Below are 15,586 nucleotides of genomic sequence, written 5' to 3' on the forward strand. Positions count from 1 at the left end.
TTTCAATATCAGTTTGGAGTTCAAAAAATGCAGATTCGTCCGTTGCACGATCGCGTTATTGTCAAGCGCCTGGAAGTTGAGCGCACCACCGCCAGCGGCATCGTTATTCCCGACAACGCCGGTGAAAAGCCCGATCAGGGTGAAGTGGTCGCCGTGGGCCCGGGTAAGCGCGATGAAGCCGGCAAGCTTCTGCCGATGGATGTGAAGGTCGGTGACCGCGTGCTCTTCGGCAAGTATTCCGGCCAGACCGTGAAGGTCGGCGGCGAGGAATTCCTCGTGATGCGCGAAGAAGACATCATGGGTGTTGTGGAAGGCTGATTGCCTCTGACACCGCACGGAATTTTCTGAACACAAATCATTTTTTGGAGAAGTAGTCAAAATGGCTGCAAAACAGGTTCTTTTCGGTGATGACGCCCGCGTGCGCATGGTCCGCGGCATCAATACCCTTGCCAACGCCGTTAAGGTTACGTTGGGTCCCAAGGGCCGCAACGTGGTGCTTGAACGCGCCTTCGGCGGTCCGCTCGTTACCAAAGACGGTGTGACCGTTGCCAAGGAAATCGATCTCAAGGACAAGTACGAGAGCATGGGCGCTCAGATGGTCCGCGAAGTCGCGAGCAAAACCAACGACAACGCCGGTGACGGCACGACGACCGCCACGGTTCTCGCGCAGGCCATCGTTGACGAAGGCATGAAGTACGTTGCCGCCGGCATGAATCCGATGGATCTCAAGCGCGGCATCGACAAGGCCGTGGCCGCCGCGATTGCTGAACTCAAGAAGCTCTCCAAGCCCACCACGACCAACAAGGAAGTGGCTCAGGTCGGCGCCATCAGCGCGAACTCCGATACTGAAATCGGCGACATCATTGCCAAGGCCATGGAAAAGGTCGGCAAGGAAGGCGTCATCACGATCGAAGACGGCAAGAGCCTCAACAACGAACTCGAAGTCGTGGAAGGCATGCAGTTTGACCGCGGCTATCTCTCGCCCTACTTCATCAACACGCCGGAACGTCAGGCCGCCGTGCTCGAGAATCCCTTCGTGCTGCTGCACGACAAGAAGGTGAGCAACATCCGTGATCTGCTCCCGGTTCTTGAACAGGTCGCCAAGGCGAGCCGCCCGCTTCTCATCATCGCTGAAGACGTTGACGGTGAAGCCCTTGCCACGCTCGTTGTGAACTCCATCCGCGGCATTCTGAAGGTTGTGGCTGTGAAGGCCCCGGGCTTCGGCGACCGCCGCAAGGCCATGCTCGAAGATATCGCAGTGCTCACGGGCGCTACGGTCATCACCTCTGACCTCGGCCTGTCGCTCGATAAGACGACGCTTGAGCAGTTGGGTTCCGCCAAGCGCATCGAAGTCACGAAGGAAAACACCACGATCATCGACGGCGCCGGCAAGGCCGATGCCATCGCTGCCCGCGTTGCCAACATCCGTCAGCAGATTGAAGCAAGCACGAGCGATTACGACCGTGAAAAGCTTCAGGAACGCGTTGCCAAGCTCGCCGGCGGCGTGGCCCTTGTGAAGGTTGGTGCCGCGACCGAAGTCGAAATGAAGGAAAAGAAGGCCCGCGTTGAAGATGCTCTGCACGCCACCCGCGCTGCCGTTGAAGAAGGCATCGTCCCCGGGGGCGGCACGGCTCTCGTGCGCGCCAAGCTCGCCATCAAGGATATGAAGGGCGACAACGACGAACAGACCGCCGGCATCAAGATCGTGCTGCGCGCCATGGAAGAACCGATGCGCCAGATCGTTGCCAACGCCGGTGACGAACCCAGCGTTGTCGTGAACAACGTCAGCAAGGGCGAAGGCAACTACGGCTTCAATGCTCAGACCGGCGAATACGGTGACATGGTCGCCATGGGCGTGCTTGATCCCACGAAGGTGACCCGCACGGCGCTGCAGAACGCGGCTTCCGTCGCCGGCCTCATCCTCACCACCGACTGCATGGTCGCCGACTATCCGGAAGATAAGCCCGCTGCGGCTCCGGCCGGCATGGGCGGCATGGACGGCATGGGGATGATGTAATCACCCGTCGTCTCTGACGAATCCAAGTAGTTCCAAGCCGCGGATCTTTCGGGATCCGCGGCTTTTTTGTGCCACCAAAAATAACTGAGTCCAACGCCTCTCTGCTGTCTTACAGGCGCTGCCTTAAAGCGGCAATCATCCGTTCAGTCATGTCGGAGAGCGTCACCTTCGGCGCCCATCCCCACTCGCTGCGGGCCGCGGTGTCATCGAGCGAATCCGGCCAACTTTCGGCAATACCCTGTCTCATCGTATCGACTTCATAGCGCATCGAAAAGTCCGGTATGACGCGGCGGATTTCAGCCGCGATCCCCTCGGGATCAAAGGAATACGCGGTCACGTTAAAGCTGTTGCGGTGGATGAGGCCGGCGGGATCCGCGGTCATGAGGTTGACGGCCGCATCAACGGCGTCATCCATGTACATCATGGGCATGAAGGTCCCCGCCGCAATCGGGCACACATACGTTTCACCGCGCACGGCGCTGTAAAAAATGTCGACCGCGTAGTCCGTGGTGCCGCCCCCGGGCGGGGTCACGGAACTGATAAGCCCGGGATAACGCACCGAGCGCGTATCCACACCGTACTTCAGAAAATAGTAGTCAGAAAGAAGCTCTCCGGTGACTTTCGTGATGCCGTAGACGGTTTTGGGACGGCACACCGTGTCCTGGGGCGTTTTCGCGTGCGGGGTCGAGTCCCCGAAGACGCCGATTGAACTCGGCGTAAAGACCGCACAATGCTCGATACGGGCGGCTTCAAGGACGTTTAACAGGCCGTTTACACCCACGTTCCAGGCTGACAAAGGCTGGGCTTCGGCTTTTGCCGAGAGCATCGCCGCGAGGTTAAAGACCGTGTCGATGCGGTGACGGCGGATGACGTCAACGAGCCCCGTGCCGTCGAGAATATCGATTCTCTCCGAAGGGCCGCCAGCGGCCAGCTCTGGCGTCAATGGCGTTCTGGAAAAGCCTGCGACCGTCATAAAGCCGAGTTTTCTGAGGGCCGGCACGAGTTCGCTGCCGATCTGACCGGCTGCGCCGATGACGAGAATATTCTTCATAGAAATTCCGCGAGGAAACCCGCGTCTTCAGACGCGGGAGGAATCGCGGTCCTCCTTTCTCAGTTCGGTTAAAAACGTCTTTCGCTTCTCAAGAAGCGAAAGTTTCTTGTACGAAATACCGGCAGAAATCTTTGTACCGTTCAGACGGCGCACATCGAATGCACCCGAGGAGCGTCTGCCAAAAATAAAGCCGACTTCCCCTTTGCACAGCACCTTGTCAAAGAGCCTGAAGCCGTGCACGAGGTACGGAGCCTGATGGCGCTTGCGCACACCGCCTTTGAGAATCGTCAGCTTGTGGATTTGGCGATTGTGGCGGCGCGTCTGTTTCTGAAACAGGTATTCGCCCCGACGTTTTGCGTCGAGGACGCCAGCAATGCAGAAAGCGTCCGCGCAATGCGTCTTCGGCAAGCCCGCGACGATGCGCTTGTGTTTGGTCAGATACCCGTAGGTATTCGTGACAGGTAATTCGGGATGGCGCTCGCGCAGGCGGTTGAGCACCGTCCAACGCATGAGGCCCATGAAAGTCTCTGCCCTGAAAGAAGCGCCGCGCCGGGGACTGAACTGCTTCAACTTGCCTGCGTGATACGCCTTGTGGCACGCCTCGCACAGCGTGATGAGATTGCCCGGCGCGTCGCCTCCCGTTTTCCGGCTCTCAATGTGATGCACGTTGAGAATCAGATCTTTCGATCTGCCTTTGCAGGCTTGGCAAACGTGACCGTCGCGGAACAGCACATATTCGCGCACGTTCCAAAAGCCAAGCTGCTCGCCCTGCTGATAGTCCGTGCCTTCGACTTCGGGATTCTTGATCTTCTGAATGTCGAAGGATGTGGTTTCAATCACGATTTTGGTGATCGGAAGCACTCGGCAAACCGCTTCAATGCGCGATATGTGCGCCTGAATGCGGTTCTCCACGGACGGCGCAAGCCAGCCCTTGTGCTTTGATCGAACGCGATTATCAAAACGCGGCGCACGGTAGCGGGTCTTGCGGTTGCGTCGGGCGCGGCGAAGTGCCAAGCGATTCGAGAGCAAGCCCGTCACGTCCTGCCGCAGTTCGACCTCGGAAGCCAACAACTCTTCCTTGGCGGTCGTTGCGCTCAGGCCGACGTGCTTGTAGCCCGCATCCACACCCAAGGTGATCGGCTGCTTGGTTTCGCCCGTCGGCACCGTCAGTTGAATCACAAAGGGCGTTCGGCGCACAGGCACGGCCTTCCCGGCCCGAAGGAGCTTACGCGCCTTGGGCGGGGAGCACGGCATGAGCGGTTGCCCGCGCATATTCAACACAAAAACTTTCAAAGTGTTCTCCATTGACGGATACCTCACGGGCTCCGTCTGCTCGACCTTGCGGTCGGTGGTGATCCTTCGCCAATGTTGGAAGGGGTTTGTTGTCTGAAGCACTGCTCCTACCTCTCAGAGCTTTTAACCGCAGACCGCAGAGCGCGGGACTAGGATCGACATCCCACGGTGCCTGTTTGCGTCCCGTCTTGCGACGGAACGGATTCCCAACCAACGGAGTCCGTCCGAAAACGGACTGAGGCTAGTCAACCAAGACTTGTTGCCAAGCCTCTGACTTCAGTCAGGGGTAGTGGACTTACTGTTCCTTAGCCCGGTGCGGCGTCGCGTCAATCCGATAGAGCTTATCGTTAGCCCGCACGGTCTCAGGGACCGCAAACGTCACAGACACGCCCTTGCCGACTTCCTTCACTTCACCCGCATCATCCATGATGAGTGCGGGCGTTACATACACCGCGCCCGTCGTGGGACCGGTGACAAGGAGCTTATCGCCGGGGCGGATGCTGCCGGCTAAAAGCTCAAACTGCCCGATTGATTTCTTCGCAAAAAAGTTGATGCAGCGGCCGACAAAAACTTTCTTTTCCGTGGCGCATGACCCGTAGGAGGAAACAAGCTTTGCCGTTTCTTCACCCAGGTAGTAGCCAGACCAAAAGCCGCGGTTAAAAACGGTTGCAAGACGATCGTCCCAGGCCGTGCGTGACGCTTCCGTGTAAGTCCCGTCGGCAATGGCTTTAAGTGCCTCGTCATAGCACTCACAGGCCGTACGAACATAGTCGCCGCCCCTGGCGCGCCCCTCAATTTTGAAGACTCTGACGCCCGAGGCAACCATCTTGTCCAAAAAACCGATCGTCTTTAAGTCCTGCGGGCTCATCACGTAGCCGTTCTCAAGCCTTAACTGCGTGCCCCGTTCACGGTCAACGAGATCATAGGTTCGGCGGCAGTTTTGCAGACACTCCCCGCGGTTTGCGCTTTTGCCGCGTGTGTGAAGGCTCATGTAGCACTTGCCGCTCACGGCCATACAAAGCGCCCCGTGGCAGAACATCTCTAGCCGCACGGGCGCGCCCGAGGGCCCCGTAATGGGCTGCGTTTGAACAGCCCGGGCAATGGCCGCGGCCTGCGTGAGGGTGAGCTCTCGCGCGAGCACCGCCACGTCCGCCCACTGCGCGTAAAAGGCCAATGCTGCGGCGTTGGAGATATTGAGCTGCGTTGAAAGATGCACGGGCATGCCGCGTTTGCGGCACGCAAGCACGACGGCCATATCGGACGCTATGACCGCATCAACGCCCGCAGTGACGGCTGCGTCGACCAAGCTTTCCATCTCCCCGATTTCTTCATCGTAAATAACGGTGTTGACGGTGAGATACCCTTTTTTCCCCGCCCCGTGAACGATCCCCATGATTTCGGGGACTTCTTCGGCCATGAGGTTTCCTGCGGCGTGCGCCCGCATGTTAAGCCGCCCCACACCGAAATAGACGCTGTCGGCGCCTCCGGCGATGGCAGCGGCGAGGGACTCGCGGCTCCCTGCGGGCGCCATGAGTTCAAAGTCAGAACGTTTGTACTGAGCCATTGAAAAGAATCAAAGGTTTGATGAGTGCGGCGCTTACTTGCTCTCGCGAGCTTTTTCGCCGCCGAGTTTCAGTTTGAGCCAGTTTACAACACGGGCAATCGCCTGGAGCTGAAACCAGGGGTCATCTGCGTGACCGGCGCCTTTCACAGAATTTCCCGCAGGAAGCCCGGGGCTTGAGCCCCGGGAGGAATGCGGGCTTTCGAAATTTTTTAATCTTGGCCCAAACGCAGCCAAACCATGCACATAGTTTTCGCTTAAGGGATATTCAGCCGCTATGAAATCGCGCACACCGTCCTTTGTCATCGAGCTGGGCCTGAAAACCGGAGAGGATCAGGAAAGTGCGTTGGAGACCTACTTCTCCGATGCACGCCAGCTCTTCAATGCTGTTCTTGGAACGGCAAAGAAACGCGTGCGCGCCATGAAAAGCACTGATGTCGTGCAGGAGAAGGCTAACTTCTCCGTATTTTCCTCATGATTCGACCTTGAGCCCGGATACCTATTTCTGCAAAACAGCCCTCTAATTCAATGTTTTCAGACGAAAATTTTGTCGCAAAACTTACGTCGTTCTCCACGGCGTCATAAATAAAGCGACAATTTCCTTTTTTGTCGTAACTTTTACAACAATTTTTCCAGGCCATCTGTCACGCGTCTGCCTCTTCTCAGCTGAGGAAGGTAAAAAGACCGCCTGTCATATCAACCTCTTTAGAATTACAGTCACTTCAGGCGCTCTGACGCGCCCAACCTCACGGACTCAAGAGAATAATCATGACCTTTACCGAGTCGCTTTCCGCCCGCTCCCGTTCCGCCGAGACGTTGCTCTGCGTGGGACTTGACCCCGACATCAGCCGCTTTCCTGAACACATCAAAAACGGCCCCGATCCCGTCGGCACCTTCTGCCGCGCCGTGATTGATGCAACGGCTCAGTACGCCTGCGCCTTTAAGCCGCAGATTGCCTACTTTGCCGCGCTGCGCGCTGAGAGCGTTCTGGAAGCCCTCATCGATTACATCCACACCAACCATCCCGGCATTCCGGTGATTTTGGACGCGAAACGGGGCGACATCGGGTCAACCGCCAAACAGTACGCCCGGGAAGCGTTTGAGCGCTACAAGGCCGATGCCGTGACGCTTTCGCCCTACATGGGTTTTGACACGGTTGAGCCCTACATGGAGAACTTCCCGGAAAAAGGCATTTTCCTTTTGTGCCGCACCTCCAACCCCGGCGGGCGCGACATTGAGGAACTCAAGACCGCCGACGGTCGCACGGTGTTTGAAATCGTCGCGGAAAAAGCGCAGAAGGAATGGAACAAGAACGGTGAGCTCGGGCTCGTTGCGGGCGCCACACAGCCCTCGGAACTTGCCCGTATCCGAAGCCTTGCTCCGACACTGCCGCTTTTAATCCCTGGAATCGGCGCTCAGGGCGGTGACGTGAACGCCGCCGTGGCTGCAGGGCTTGATGCCGCAGGCTTTGGCATTGCCGTCAATTCAAGCCGCGCAATTCTTTACGCGGGCAAGGACGAAATGTTTGCCCAGGCTTCCGCTGCTGCCGCTAAGGCCACACGCGACGCCATTAACGCCGCAAAGGCCAAAGCCCTCGCGGCACGCGGTTAATACCTCAGAGTGCGAGCCGGCACCCCACGCCCACTTCGGTTAAAAGCCACTTCGGGCGTGCGGGGTCGTCCTCGAGCTTGGCGCGAAGCCGCGACATGTAAATTCTCAGATAGTGGGGGCGCTCGACGTAAGCAGGCCCCCAGACACGCTGCAACAGCTGCCGCTGCGTCAGAACCTTGCCGCGCGACTCAATGAGGGTCTGCAACAACCGGTATTCGAGCTTTGTGAGATGCACGGGCTCCCCGTTTTTCGTCACCGTACGGGCCCCGAGGTCCACATGCACATCCCCGATATCCACCGCCGGTTCCGGTGTCTCCGGATTAATGAGCGCGCGGCGCCGCAGCTGCGCCCGCACACACGCGAGCAACTCCCCCATCCCGAAGGGCTTTGCGATGTAATCGTCCGCCCCGAGGTCCAGGGCCTGAATCTTGTTTTTCTCATCGGTGCGGGCCGACAGAACAATCACCGGGGCCGTAGAAAAGGTGCGGAACGACCCGATGAGATCCAGGCCGTCGCCGTCCGGAAGCCCCAGATCCACCACCACGAGATCGGGCTGGCGCGTTGAGCAGGCGGTGAGGCCCTCCTTCAACGTCCCCTCGATAAAGACGGTAAAGCCCTCTTCCTTTAAGGCATCCGACACGAAACGCGCAATCGTCGTTTCGGCTTCCACAATGAGAATCCGGGCTGCCGGCATATCAGCGGTCATTTTCCACCTCCTGCCGGAAGTGCGGAACCACGGCCGCCGCCGGCTTCAGTTGCAGACACATCGTCTGCATCGTCAATTGCATCTTCGTCATCGAGTTCGGCCATCGGCACGTGAGGGAGCACCAGCGTAAAGGCCGCCCCGCCCCAGACCGAATCGGTCGCAAAAATTTCCGCGCCGTGCACACGCGCAATCGTGCGGCAGATCGCCAGCCCCAGCCCGGTCCCCGAAACCGCCGTTTCACGTTTGCCGCGCCGGAAGGGATCAAAAAGCCGCTGGGGATTTCCGTCAGGAAGCCCCGGACCGTTATCAGCCACTGTGACCGCAACTGAGTCACCGCGTCTTTTTGCGGGAAAGACAATTATGCTGCATGCGGGACAGTACTTCACGGCCTTCTGCAGGTCCGGATTACTCTGGGCCATGTTGGTACCGGTAGACGCCATCGGGTTATAGGGCTTTTCGCCGGTTGCCGACGGCCGCCCTTCAAAAAGGAGCGCGTTTTTCAGATTTCATCGGCAAGCCGACCAAACCGGAGCAAGTCGCTGAAGAAGTTACTCAATCTCAGATTGAGTCAATGTCCGATTAAGTCAATTCCAAATTGAGTTATTTCGGTTATGCCGCCTTAACAATGGTTAGCAGCCCTTTGAGCGCATGCGCAACCGTCTGCTGCCGCACCTCTGCCCTGTCACCGGTAAAGTGCATGGTTTCCGTGCGGCACGTGACTTTGCCGTTGCGGCGCTCTGCAAACCCGAAGCACACGGTTCCGACAGGCTTACCCGGCACGGCGCCCGTTGGTCCTGCAATGCCGGTCACGGAAACCGCGGCGGTAGCAAGCGAGCGCGTCAGCGCCCCCACCGCCATTTCATGCGCTGTTTCTTCGCTTACCGCGCCGTGCGCCTTCAGTGTTTCTTCCTTTACGCCGATCAAGGTCGTTTTGGCGGCATTACTGTAGGTGACAAACCCGCGGTCAAACCAGGCGCTTGACCCCGGAATGTCGGTAATCGCCGCCGCAATACCGCCCCCGGTGCAGCTTTCGGCCGTGGCAAAAACGGCGCCCGCTTTTTGCGCCGCGCGCCCGAGCTCCTCAGAAAGTCTGTCAATGGCCGTTAAATCCATCGTTGTCACCCGTCAGAAAATACCGAGATAGGAAATGCCGAGCGTTGTGCAGGCCCAGTCAAGCGCAAGCACCGCCGCAAGCGCCCAGACGGCCGCAAGCACATCGTCAATCATCACGCCCCAGCCGTTGTGAAGCCGCGCGTCAATGATTGAAGCGGGCGGCAGCTTCACGATATCGAAAATTCTGAACGCCACAAAGGCCGAAAGCCACCCGAGCCAGTTTTGCGGCAGAAAAAGGCACACGGCCCAGACGGCGATCACTTCATCAATCACAATGCAGCCCGCGTCCTCTACACCCAGGTCGTCACTTGTTTTTTGGCTTGCCCAGGCACCTAAGAAAAAGCCCGCGATGATGATGGGAAGCAGCGCCTTCCAGTCAAAAAACTGCACGAGAAACGCCCAGACAATGACGCCTGCGAGCGTTCCCCAGGTGCCGGGCCCGGGTCTCAGGCACCCCGCCCCGAAAAAAAGCGCGAGCATATGCGCCGGATGCTGGTAGGTAAAGACCCAGCCCGGGCGCACGCGGTTGGCGGGATTATCAGACGAATATTTTTCTCTCAGACCCATGGCAGCTACAGCAGATGGTTTGACTTATGCAAAGTGATCATAGCCGCCCGCGGGCAAAAGAACGGTGTTGCCCTTGTCGTCATGCATGAGGAGGCGCTCGGTCGCGTCGTCCGCCTCACGGATGCGGCCGATGCAGGTCACGGGTGTCAGCGCTGAGATGCTTGCCTGTTCAATGAGGCCCTTTTTCTCATGCGGCGCCGTAAAGACGAGTTCGTAGTCGTCGCCGCCGTTCATCGCCGCTTCAATGCGCCGGTCGGCGCTGAGGGCTTTTACTGCCGGATGCAGCGGCACCGCGTCCCAGAGGATGTCGGCTGCCACACCGCTTCTTTCCAGAATGTGCCCGAGGTCCTGCGCCAGGCCGTCGCTGACGTCCGCGCAGGCCGAAGCGGAACTCAAAAGCGCGCGGCCGAGCGCGAGACGCGCCTGCGGGCGGTCCATGCACTGTGCTGCAGCCGGATAAAGTTCCGCGGGCAGCGTCCACTCACCCCAGCGGTGCTTTAATGCGGCATAGGCCCCGCCCACACAGCCTGAAACCCAAATGTCGTCCCCCGGGTGCGCTCCGGCGCGCGTCAAACCCATCTGCGGCGGCAGATCTCCCATCGCGGTAATGGAAAAGGTGGCAGGGGCTCTGACGTCTCCCACGCTTGCCGTACGGGTTGTATCGCCTCCCAACAGCGGACACTGCGTTTCACGCGCAAGTTCCATCAGCCCCGCCGTAAAGCCCGCAAGCCACGCGTCGTCACGGTCAGGCAACGCAATCGAAAGGAAAAAGGCCCGCGGCAGAGCTCCCGCTGCCGCAAGGTCCGAGAGATTGACGGCGAGAGCCTTATAGCCGATGTCTTCCGGGCGCGTGTCGGGCAAAAAGTGCGTGCCCACCGCCATCATGTCGGCCGTGACCGCGATACGCCCTGCCGGCATATCGATGATGGCGCAGTCGTCTCCCACGCCCTTGCTTTTCCAGGCACCGAACGTGTTGTGCGTGAAGTACTGCGCAATAATGGAAAATTCACCGTTTTGAGCCATTTTCTTCACCTTTAACTTTTGCCTTGGCGCACGCACCAAAGCAAAAGAGCGCGATCCGGCCGAATTTTGAAGCCGAAACACGCCCTTTCGAATATTGCCTTTCGGACGGTCTGCGGGTGCGCTTTGCTGAGCACAATCCGCATCCGTCCGTTTTGCATTGCTTACTTCTTTGCTGCCGCCTCGTGCGGACGCACTTCGCCGGCAACCTTATCAAGAACACCGTTCACGAGCTTATAGCCCTTATCGGACCCAAACTGCTTGCAGAGTTCCACCGCTTCGTTAATCACCACGCGGTAGGGCGTCTCCGGGCAGTTCATGAGTTCCCACGTCCCGATCGTCAGGCACGCACGCTCGATCATGGAGAGCCTTGTGAGCTCACGGTCAACGTGGTGTGAGAGCACTTCTTCGAGCTTGGCACGGTTGTCGATCACGCCCGCCAGAATCTCGCGGCAGAAAGCCTGATCACAGTGATCAAAGTCTTCGGGCATGAGGTCACAGCCCGCAATCGGGCCATCGGCGTCGGTGATCACAGAAAGGAGCCCCGCATCGATTTCCGCAAAGTCCGCATCCTTATTGATCAGGGATTCATACACCCCAAGAAGGGCGAACTCACGGGCCTTGCGGCGCTGACCGGCAAGCGGCAGATGCTGTTTATCGATCATTGTCGTCATCTTCATCGTAGTCGGCGAAGTCGCTCGGGAACTTTTCCGCAAGCCGCGCCATTTCCACGGCGCACTGCGCGCAGTCTTTACCCTTCATCGCGGTACGGGCCTTGCACTGCTCGTCGTTTTCGCAGGTGAGAACACCGTTGGCAACGGGGATGTCAAAGTCGTAGCTCACGCGTTCAATGCCTTCGGAAGAACGGTCAGAGACGATTTCAAAGTGATACGTTTCACCACGGATCACGGCTCCGAGAGCAATCAGCGCATCGTAGTCACCGGTGTCGGCAAGGCGCGAGAGCGCAAACGGGATCTCGAGCGCCCCGGGCACCGTCACGTAGGTGATGTCTTCTTCCATGACGCCCAGGCGCTTCAATTCAGCCAGACAGGCGGCATAGAGCTCTTTGCCCGCATATTCATTAAAGCGGGACACAACGACACCGATCGAAAGGCCGGTACCGTCAAGATTGGTTTCAATAACGTCGACTGCCATAACTGACTGAGCTCCTAAAATAAATCCGCACCCATACGTGAGGGCACGGCGCCTTAAATTCAAGGCCTGCCGCCCACAGGTGCTCCATTTTCTCTGTTAGACCTATTTTAGCGGGCTGCCGACCGGTTTTGCGTTCGTCCGGCCTTCTTTTTTCGGTACGCGCTGACGGCGGTGGCACAATAGCGGGCAATCCCGGCAACGCATTTTCCTTTTTCCATGACCGATCAGACCGACACGCTCATCACCACCTTCTGCTTTGCGCTGGCGCTTTTTTACCTGCTGTTTCAGTGTCTGCGCCTTTTTTACCCCAAGTGGGCGCTGCGCTTTGAAGGAAAATACCGCGAAGTGCAGGAAAGAATGCGCGCCGCGGGCGTCTTTCTCTCCGAAAAAGAACTGATGCGGGCCGTGCCCGTGGACGCAGCCGTCAGAGGGCTTCTCAAAGGCAACATCACGGATGAGCCCGGGATTATCTGCCGCTCGGCCTTCCGCAGAGCGCTCGCGGTCACCGTCTTTGCCGTGATTTTTATGCTCGCGATGACCTTCGGTTACACCGACAAGCCTGAAGCCGCCTCGTACGCCAGCGACATGGTGCTTGTCGCAATCGGTCTCACTCTTTCTGCCGTGGCCCGCTACCGAATGCTCCTTGTCGTTACCTATATCGCAGAGCGCATCAGCGAAAAAACGAAGGCTTAAGCCGCCTGCGGCGCCTGACAGCACACGGGGCACTCCACAAGCCTGCGGCGCGCTTCAATGTCTCTGCCCGGGGCTTCCCCAAAGGCGTGCTTATATTCACGGGAAAACTGCGTGGGACTCGCGTAGCCCACTTCGTAGGCCGCAGTGGCAACGTCCTTGCCTTCGGTGAGCATGAGCCGCTGGGCTTCGCTCAAGCGCAGGCGCTTTTGAAACTGCAGGGGACTGACGCTTGTCACACTCTTAAAATGTCGGTGAAAGGACGACACCGACATATGCACGCGGTCTGCGAGCGCCTCCACGCTTAAGGGCTCGCGGTAGTTGTCTCTCAGCCAGCCCACTGCCTGCGAAATGCGGCTTGAGCGCGAGTTATTGGTGAAGATTCTGCGGATGCTCTCCCCGTGTTCCCCCAAAAGAAGCAGGGAATAGATGTCGCGGATAATAAGCAGCGCCCTGAACTTGCATTCCCGCGGGGAATCCAGAATCTGCACAAGACGCAGAAAGTCTTCTTCAAGCGCGGCTTCGGCGCGGCAAAGCGTAATCGCGCGCACGAAGGCGTCGTCAGCTGCATCGTCCTCCAACGGCAGCTGCCGGATGAGGTCCGTCATCACCACCGCGTCGATCCTGATGCCTATCCCGACAAAGGGCTTGTCGGGCGAGGCTTCCAAAACCTGATAGGTCGTGGGCACGTCCATGGAGGTGATGAGGAGGTCTCCGCGGCCGTAGGTATAAACGCGCGTGCCGGCCGTCGTCATCTTGCGGCCCTGCAGCATCAGTGCAACCGACGGCTCATACACCGAACACGTGCACGTTCCCGTGCTGCCGTAGCGCACGGAGAAAAAGAGCCCGTCAATCGGGGATTCAATCTGCAGACCGGTCTTGTCCGCCGCGTACTGCATCACAAGGCGCCTGATCTCATCGATGATCGGGGAAGCGCATTCCGTCATTTCTCTGCTCCGAAAAAACCTCTTTTGCTGCATATTGTCTTCAGTCGGAGAGATTCAGGCAAGTCACATTTTCTGACGAAAAATCAGCAGAACATTGTGTTTACAAACCACCTGGGCCCGTATTTATTGGCATACAAAGCTACTGTCCGATTCTGCAATTGATCCGCTCGTGAGAGAAAAAGGCAGGAAGTCGGCAGAAAAGGAAAAGGCTCCGAAAAGCCCGGGCAAAGCGTTGCTACCGCGCCCTTGCCGAAAGAATTCAAAATTTCGGCCCCGCCTTTAAAATAAGTAGTTTCTATCCCGACTCTTTGTTTTTGCCGCCGCCATGACAGCCCGTCCGTCACGTATTCTCTTTGCCTGCCCCCAGACCGTTTTCGATGTGAGTAACGGCGCCTCCATGCAGGTCTACTCGATGCTGCAGGAGTTTTCCCGCCGCGGCATCGAAGCCGCCAGTTTCTGCGGCGGTGTGTTTGACGATCCTGCGGGTGCCGCGCGCATTCCGAATTTGGCTGAGCAGATTAAGGAGAATCAGGGCAAGGCCGTGCTCATCAACAAGGACAGTTCCGCCAATCCCGAAAACCCCATCACGCACTGGTTCTTCACGGGCTTTCACTCGACTGTCTGGAACGAGATGACGCACGAAGAGGAAACGAACTTTCTCAACAAATACACCGAGGTGCTGCGCACCTTCAAGCCCGATCTGGTGATCGGCTACGGCTGTGATGCGCTCTGCCGCTCGATGTGGATGGAAGCACGCTCTTTCAGGATTCCGACTGCCTACATTATCTGTAACGGCAACCACCATCACTACCGCTTCCCGCTGCACGACATCGTGCTGTGTGATTCCAAAGCCACCGCCAAACTTTACAAGGATGAAGACGGCCTCACGGTTCATCCGTTCGGTAACTTCATCAACCCCGACCTCGTGGTTGCAAAACAGCGCAATCCCCAGACGGTGACCTTCATTAATCCCGCCTTTGCCAAGGGCGTGGCGGTTGTTGCACGTCTCATTCTCATGGCCAACAAAGAGCGCCCCGACATCTCCTTCATGGTCGTTGAAACCCGCAAGAAGTTTGCCGACGCCCTGCGGGCACTTAAAAAGCCGGGCAGCGAAGTGGGTTCGGCCTTTCAGAACCAGACGTTTAAGAACATTGCGCTGCGTGATGCCACCTACAACGTCTCCGAAATCTATGCGACAACAAAGGTGCTCCTTGCGCCGTCCCTTTGGTATGAAAGCTGGGGGCGCGTTGCAACCGAAGCCACGATGAACGGCATCCCTGTGCTTGCCAGTAAGAGCGGCGGCCTGCCGGAAGCCGTAGGCACCGGCGGCATTACGCTTGAAAAGCCCGCATCAAACCAGGGGCCCGATGAAAACTGGCTGGTGCTTCCGTCCGAAGAAGAGTGCCGCCCTTGGGCTGATGCCCTCTATGATCTTTACGACCACACCGAGAAGTGGACGCGAGGGGGGGGGCACAGCGGCTGCGCCAAAAACGCCGAGAAGAATTCGCTCAAAAAGACGGGAGACCGGTTGCTCAAGCTTCTCAAGCCGCTTCTCAAAAAGCAGGCCGGAGACAACGACTTTACGCGTCTGGGGTCCGTGCGTTACGACGGGGATCCGCTCGACTGGGAAAACTTCAGGCAGCCTGCCCGCAGGAAACGCACCATCAGCAAAAAGTCAGCCGAACAGTAACTTTCTGCCTTTCGCAGCGGACACTCTGCCCGATGCACTGCTTCTCACCCCATCACTTTCCAAAGCCGGTGAAGCACAACGCTTCGCCGGCTTTGTATCGTCTGTCGGTTCCTCCGGCTCTGCTGCCGTGACCATCTCCGCCGCCGGAACCTTTGCATTGGCAAC

General features: G+C 58.2%; 17 protein-coding genes. 6 read left to right on the forward strand and 11 right to left on the reverse strand.

The features are described from left to right. Positions 1–27 precede the first annotated feature (27 nt). Together NXF97_RS04770 and groL are read left to right on the forward strand one after the other, a co-directional pair. The gene (locus NXF97_RS04770) at positions 28–318 is read left to right on the forward strand and encodes a co-chaperone GroES (RefSeq protein WP_022373527.1); all 291 of its coding nucleotides are present in this window, start codon (positions 28–30) and stop codon (positions 316–318) included. A 61-nt stretch (positions 319–379) separates the two neighbouring features. Next, positions 380–2,017, forward strand: a complete 1,638-nt coding sequence (gene groL, locus NXF97_RS04775) for a chaperonin GroEL (RefSeq protein ID WP_022373526.1) — start codon at positions 380–382, stop codon at positions 2,015–2,017. A gap of 109 nt (positions 2,018–2,126) precedes the next feature. Here groL and NXF97_RS04780 read toward each other — a convergent pair whose 3' ends face one another. From NXF97_RS04780 to NXF97_RS04790, 3 genes are all read right to left on the reverse strand, one after another. Continuing rightward, a complete protein-coding gene (locus NXF97_RS04780) occupies positions 2,127–3,068 on the reverse strand; it encodes an NAD-dependent epimerase/dehydratase family protein (protein WP_274956637.1) in 942 nt (313 codons plus the stop codon). A 27-nt stretch (positions 3,069–3,095) separates the two neighbouring features. Beyond that, entirely contained in the window at positions 3,096–4,373 is a 1,278-nt protein-coding gene (gene iscB / locus NXF97_RS04785; protein WP_274956638.1) for an RNA-guided endonuclease IscB, read from the reverse strand. 283 nt (positions 4,374–4,656) lie between these two features. Beyond that, the gene (locus tag NXF97_RS04790; RefSeq protein ID WP_274956639.1) at positions 4,657–5,925 is read right to left on the reverse strand and encodes a peptidase U32 family protein; all 1,269 of its coding nucleotides are present in this window, start codon (positions 5,923–5,925) and stop codon (positions 4,657–4,659) included. A 274-nt stretch (positions 5,926–6,199) separates the two neighbouring features. Here NXF97_RS04790 and NXF97_RS04795 point away from each other — a divergent pair, with 274 nt between their 5' ends. Continuing rightward, the gene (locus NXF97_RS04795; RefSeq protein WP_274956640.1) at positions 6,200–6,400 is read left to right on the forward strand and encodes a hypothetical protein; all 201 of its coding nucleotides are present in this window, start codon (positions 6,200–6,202) and stop codon (positions 6,398–6,400) included. A 290-nt stretch (positions 6,401–6,690) separates the two neighbouring features. After that, on the forward strand, positions 6,691–7,533 hold the full coding sequence (gene pyrF / locus NXF97_RS04800; protein ID WP_022372423.1) for an orotidine-5'-phosphate decarboxylase: 843 nt from the start codon (positions 6,691–6,693) through the stop codon (positions 7,531–7,533). A 4-nt stretch (positions 7,534–7,537) separates the two neighbouring features. Here pyrF and NXF97_RS04805 read toward each other — a convergent pair whose 3' ends face one another. The 7 genes from NXF97_RS04805 to ribH all read right to left on the reverse strand — a co-directional run bounded on the left by NXF97_RS04805 (position 7,538) and on the right by ribH (position 12,094). After that, complete coding sequence (locus tag NXF97_RS04805) at positions 7,538–8,239, reverse strand: response regulator (protein ID WP_235836779.1); 702 nt, start codon at positions 8,237–8,239, stop codon at positions 7,538–7,540. Beyond that, positions 8,236–8,742: a sensor histidine kinase gene (locus tag NXF97_RS04810; protein WP_337627394.1), complete on the reverse strand. Its 507-nt coding sequence runs from the start codon at positions 8,740–8,742 to the stop codon at positions 8,236–8,238. The genes NXF97_RS04805 and NXF97_RS04810 overlap by 4 nt, the downstream gene beginning before the upstream one ends. 106 nt (positions 8,743–8,848) lie before the next feature. Continuing rightward, a complete protein-coding gene (locus NXF97_RS04815; RefSeq protein ID WP_274956642.1) occupies positions 8,849–9,352 on the reverse strand; it encodes a CinA family protein in 504 nt (167 codons plus the stop codon). A 12-nt stretch (positions 9,353–9,364) separates the two neighbouring features. Next, positions 9,365–9,919 carry a phosphatidylglycerophosphatase A family protein gene (locus tag NXF97_RS04820; protein ID WP_022373905.1) on the reverse strand — a complete coding sequence of 185 codons (555 nt, stop codon included), beginning with the start codon at positions 9,917–9,919 and terminating at the stop codon, positions 9,365–9,367. A 24-nt stretch (positions 9,920–9,943) separates the two neighbouring features. Beyond that, entirely contained in the window at positions 9,944–10,942 is a 999-nt protein-coding gene (gene thiL, locus NXF97_RS04825; RefSeq protein ID WP_274956643.1) for a thiamine-phosphate kinase, read from the reverse strand. A 161-nt stretch (positions 10,943–11,103) separates the two neighbouring features. Further along, positions 11,104–11,604: a transcription antitermination factor NusB gene (gene nusB / locus NXF97_RS04830; RefSeq protein WP_274956644.1), complete on the reverse strand. Its 501-nt coding sequence runs from the start codon at positions 11,602–11,604 to the stop codon at positions 11,104–11,106. After that, positions 11,594–12,094: a 6,7-dimethyl-8-ribityllumazine synthase gene (gene ribH / locus NXF97_RS04835; protein WP_022373908.1), complete on the reverse strand. Its 501-nt coding sequence runs from the start codon at positions 12,092–12,094 to the stop codon at positions 11,594–11,596. Before ribH ends, nusB begins: the two co-directional genes overlap by 11 nt. A 216-nt stretch (positions 12,095–12,310) precedes the next feature. On the opposite strand from ribH, the gene NXF97_RS04840 reads away from it, so the two are divergent. After that, entirely contained in the window at positions 12,311–12,787 is a 477-nt protein-coding gene (locus tag NXF97_RS04840) for a hypothetical protein (RefSeq protein ID WP_274956645.1), read from the forward strand. Here the strand turns inward: NXF97_RS04840 and NXF97_RS04845 are convergent. After that, complete coding sequence (locus NXF97_RS04845; protein WP_274956646.1) at positions 12,784–13,731, reverse strand: AraC family transcriptional regulator; 948 nt, start codon at positions 13,729–13,731, stop codon at positions 12,784–12,786. The two genes, NXF97_RS04840 and NXF97_RS04845, sit on opposite strands and share 4 nt — an antisense overlap. A 325-nt stretch (positions 13,732–14,056) precedes the next feature. Between NXF97_RS04845 and NXF97_RS04850 the strand changes: the two genes are divergently transcribed. Then, complete coding sequence (locus tag NXF97_RS04850) at positions 14,057–15,421, forward strand: glycosyltransferase (protein WP_274956647.1); 1,365 nt, start codon at positions 14,057–14,059, stop codon at positions 15,419–15,421. Positions 15,422–15,586 lie beyond the last annotated feature (165 nt).

It is taken from the genome of Duodenibacillus massiliensis (assembly GCF_928721995.1).
Classification (GTDB): domain Bacteria; phylum Pseudomonadota; class Gammaproteobacteria; order Burkholderiales; family Burkholderiaceae_F; genus Duodenibacillus; species Duodenibacillus massiliensis.

What these genes read in the sequence shown, in the direction of transcription:
- NXF97_RS04770 (WP_022373527.1), top strand. Translation starts at nt 28, where the DNA reads ATGCAGATTCGTCCGTTGCACGATCGCGTTATTGTCAAGCGCCTGGAA.
- groL (WP_022373526.1), top strand. Translation starts at nt 380, where the DNA reads ATGGCTGCAAAACAGGTTCTTTTCGGTGATGACGCCCGCGTGCGCATG.
- NXF97_RS04780 (WP_274956637.1), bottom strand. Translation starts at nt 3,068, where the DNA reads ATGAAGAATATTCTCGTCATCGGCGCAGCCGGTCAGATCGGCAGCGAA.
- iscB (WP_274956638.1), bottom strand. Translation starts at nt 4,373, where the DNA reads ATGGAGAACACTTTGAAAGTTTTTGTGTTGAATATGCGCGGGCAACCG.
- NXF97_RS04790 (WP_274956639.1), bottom strand. Translation starts at nt 5,925, where the DNA reads ATGGCTCAGTACAAACGTTCTGACTTTGAACTCATGGCGCCCGCAGGG.
- NXF97_RS04795 (WP_274956640.1), top strand. Translation starts at nt 6,200, where the DNA reads ATGAAATCGCGCACACCGTCCTTTGTCATCGAGCTGGGCCTGAAAACC.
- pyrF (WP_022372423.1), top strand. Translation starts at nt 6,691, where the DNA reads ATGACCTTTACCGAGTCGCTTTCCGCCCGCTCCCGTTCCGCCGAGACG.
- NXF97_RS04805 (WP_235836779.1), bottom strand. Translation starts at nt 8,239, where the DNA reads ATGACCGCTGATATGCCGGCAGCCCGGATTCTCATTGTGGAAGCCGAA.
- NXF97_RS04815 (WP_274956642.1), bottom strand. Translation starts at nt 9,352, where the DNA reads ATGGATTTAACGGCCATTGACAGACTTTCTGAGGAGCTCGGGCGCGCG.
- NXF97_RS04820 (WP_022373905.1), bottom strand. Translation starts at nt 9,919, where the DNA reads ATGGGTCTGAGAGAAAAATATTCGTCTGATAATCCCGCCAACCGCGTG.
- thiL (WP_274956643.1), bottom strand. Translation starts at nt 10,942, where the DNA reads ATGGCTCAAAACGGTGAATTTTCCATTATTGCGCAGTACTTCACGCAC.
- nusB (WP_274956644.1), bottom strand. Translation starts at nt 11,604, where the DNA reads ATGATCGATAAACAGCATCTGCCGCTTGCCGGTCAGCGCCGCAAGGCC.
- ribH (WP_022373908.1), bottom strand. Translation starts at nt 12,094, where the DNA reads ATGGCAGTCGACGTTATTGAAACCAATCTTGACGGTACCGGCCTTTCG.
- NXF97_RS04840 (WP_274956645.1), top strand. Translation starts at nt 12,311, where the DNA reads ATGACCGATCAGACCGACACGCTCATCACCACCTTCTGCTTTGCGCTG.
- NXF97_RS04845 (WP_274956646.1), bottom strand. Translation starts at nt 13,731, where the DNA reads ATGACGGAATGCGCTTCCCCGATCATCGATGAGATCAGGCGCCTTGTG.
- NXF97_RS04850 (WP_274956647.1), top strand. Translation starts at nt 14,057, where the DNA reads ATGACAGCCCGTCCGTCACGTATTCTCTTTGCCTGCCCCCAGACCGTT.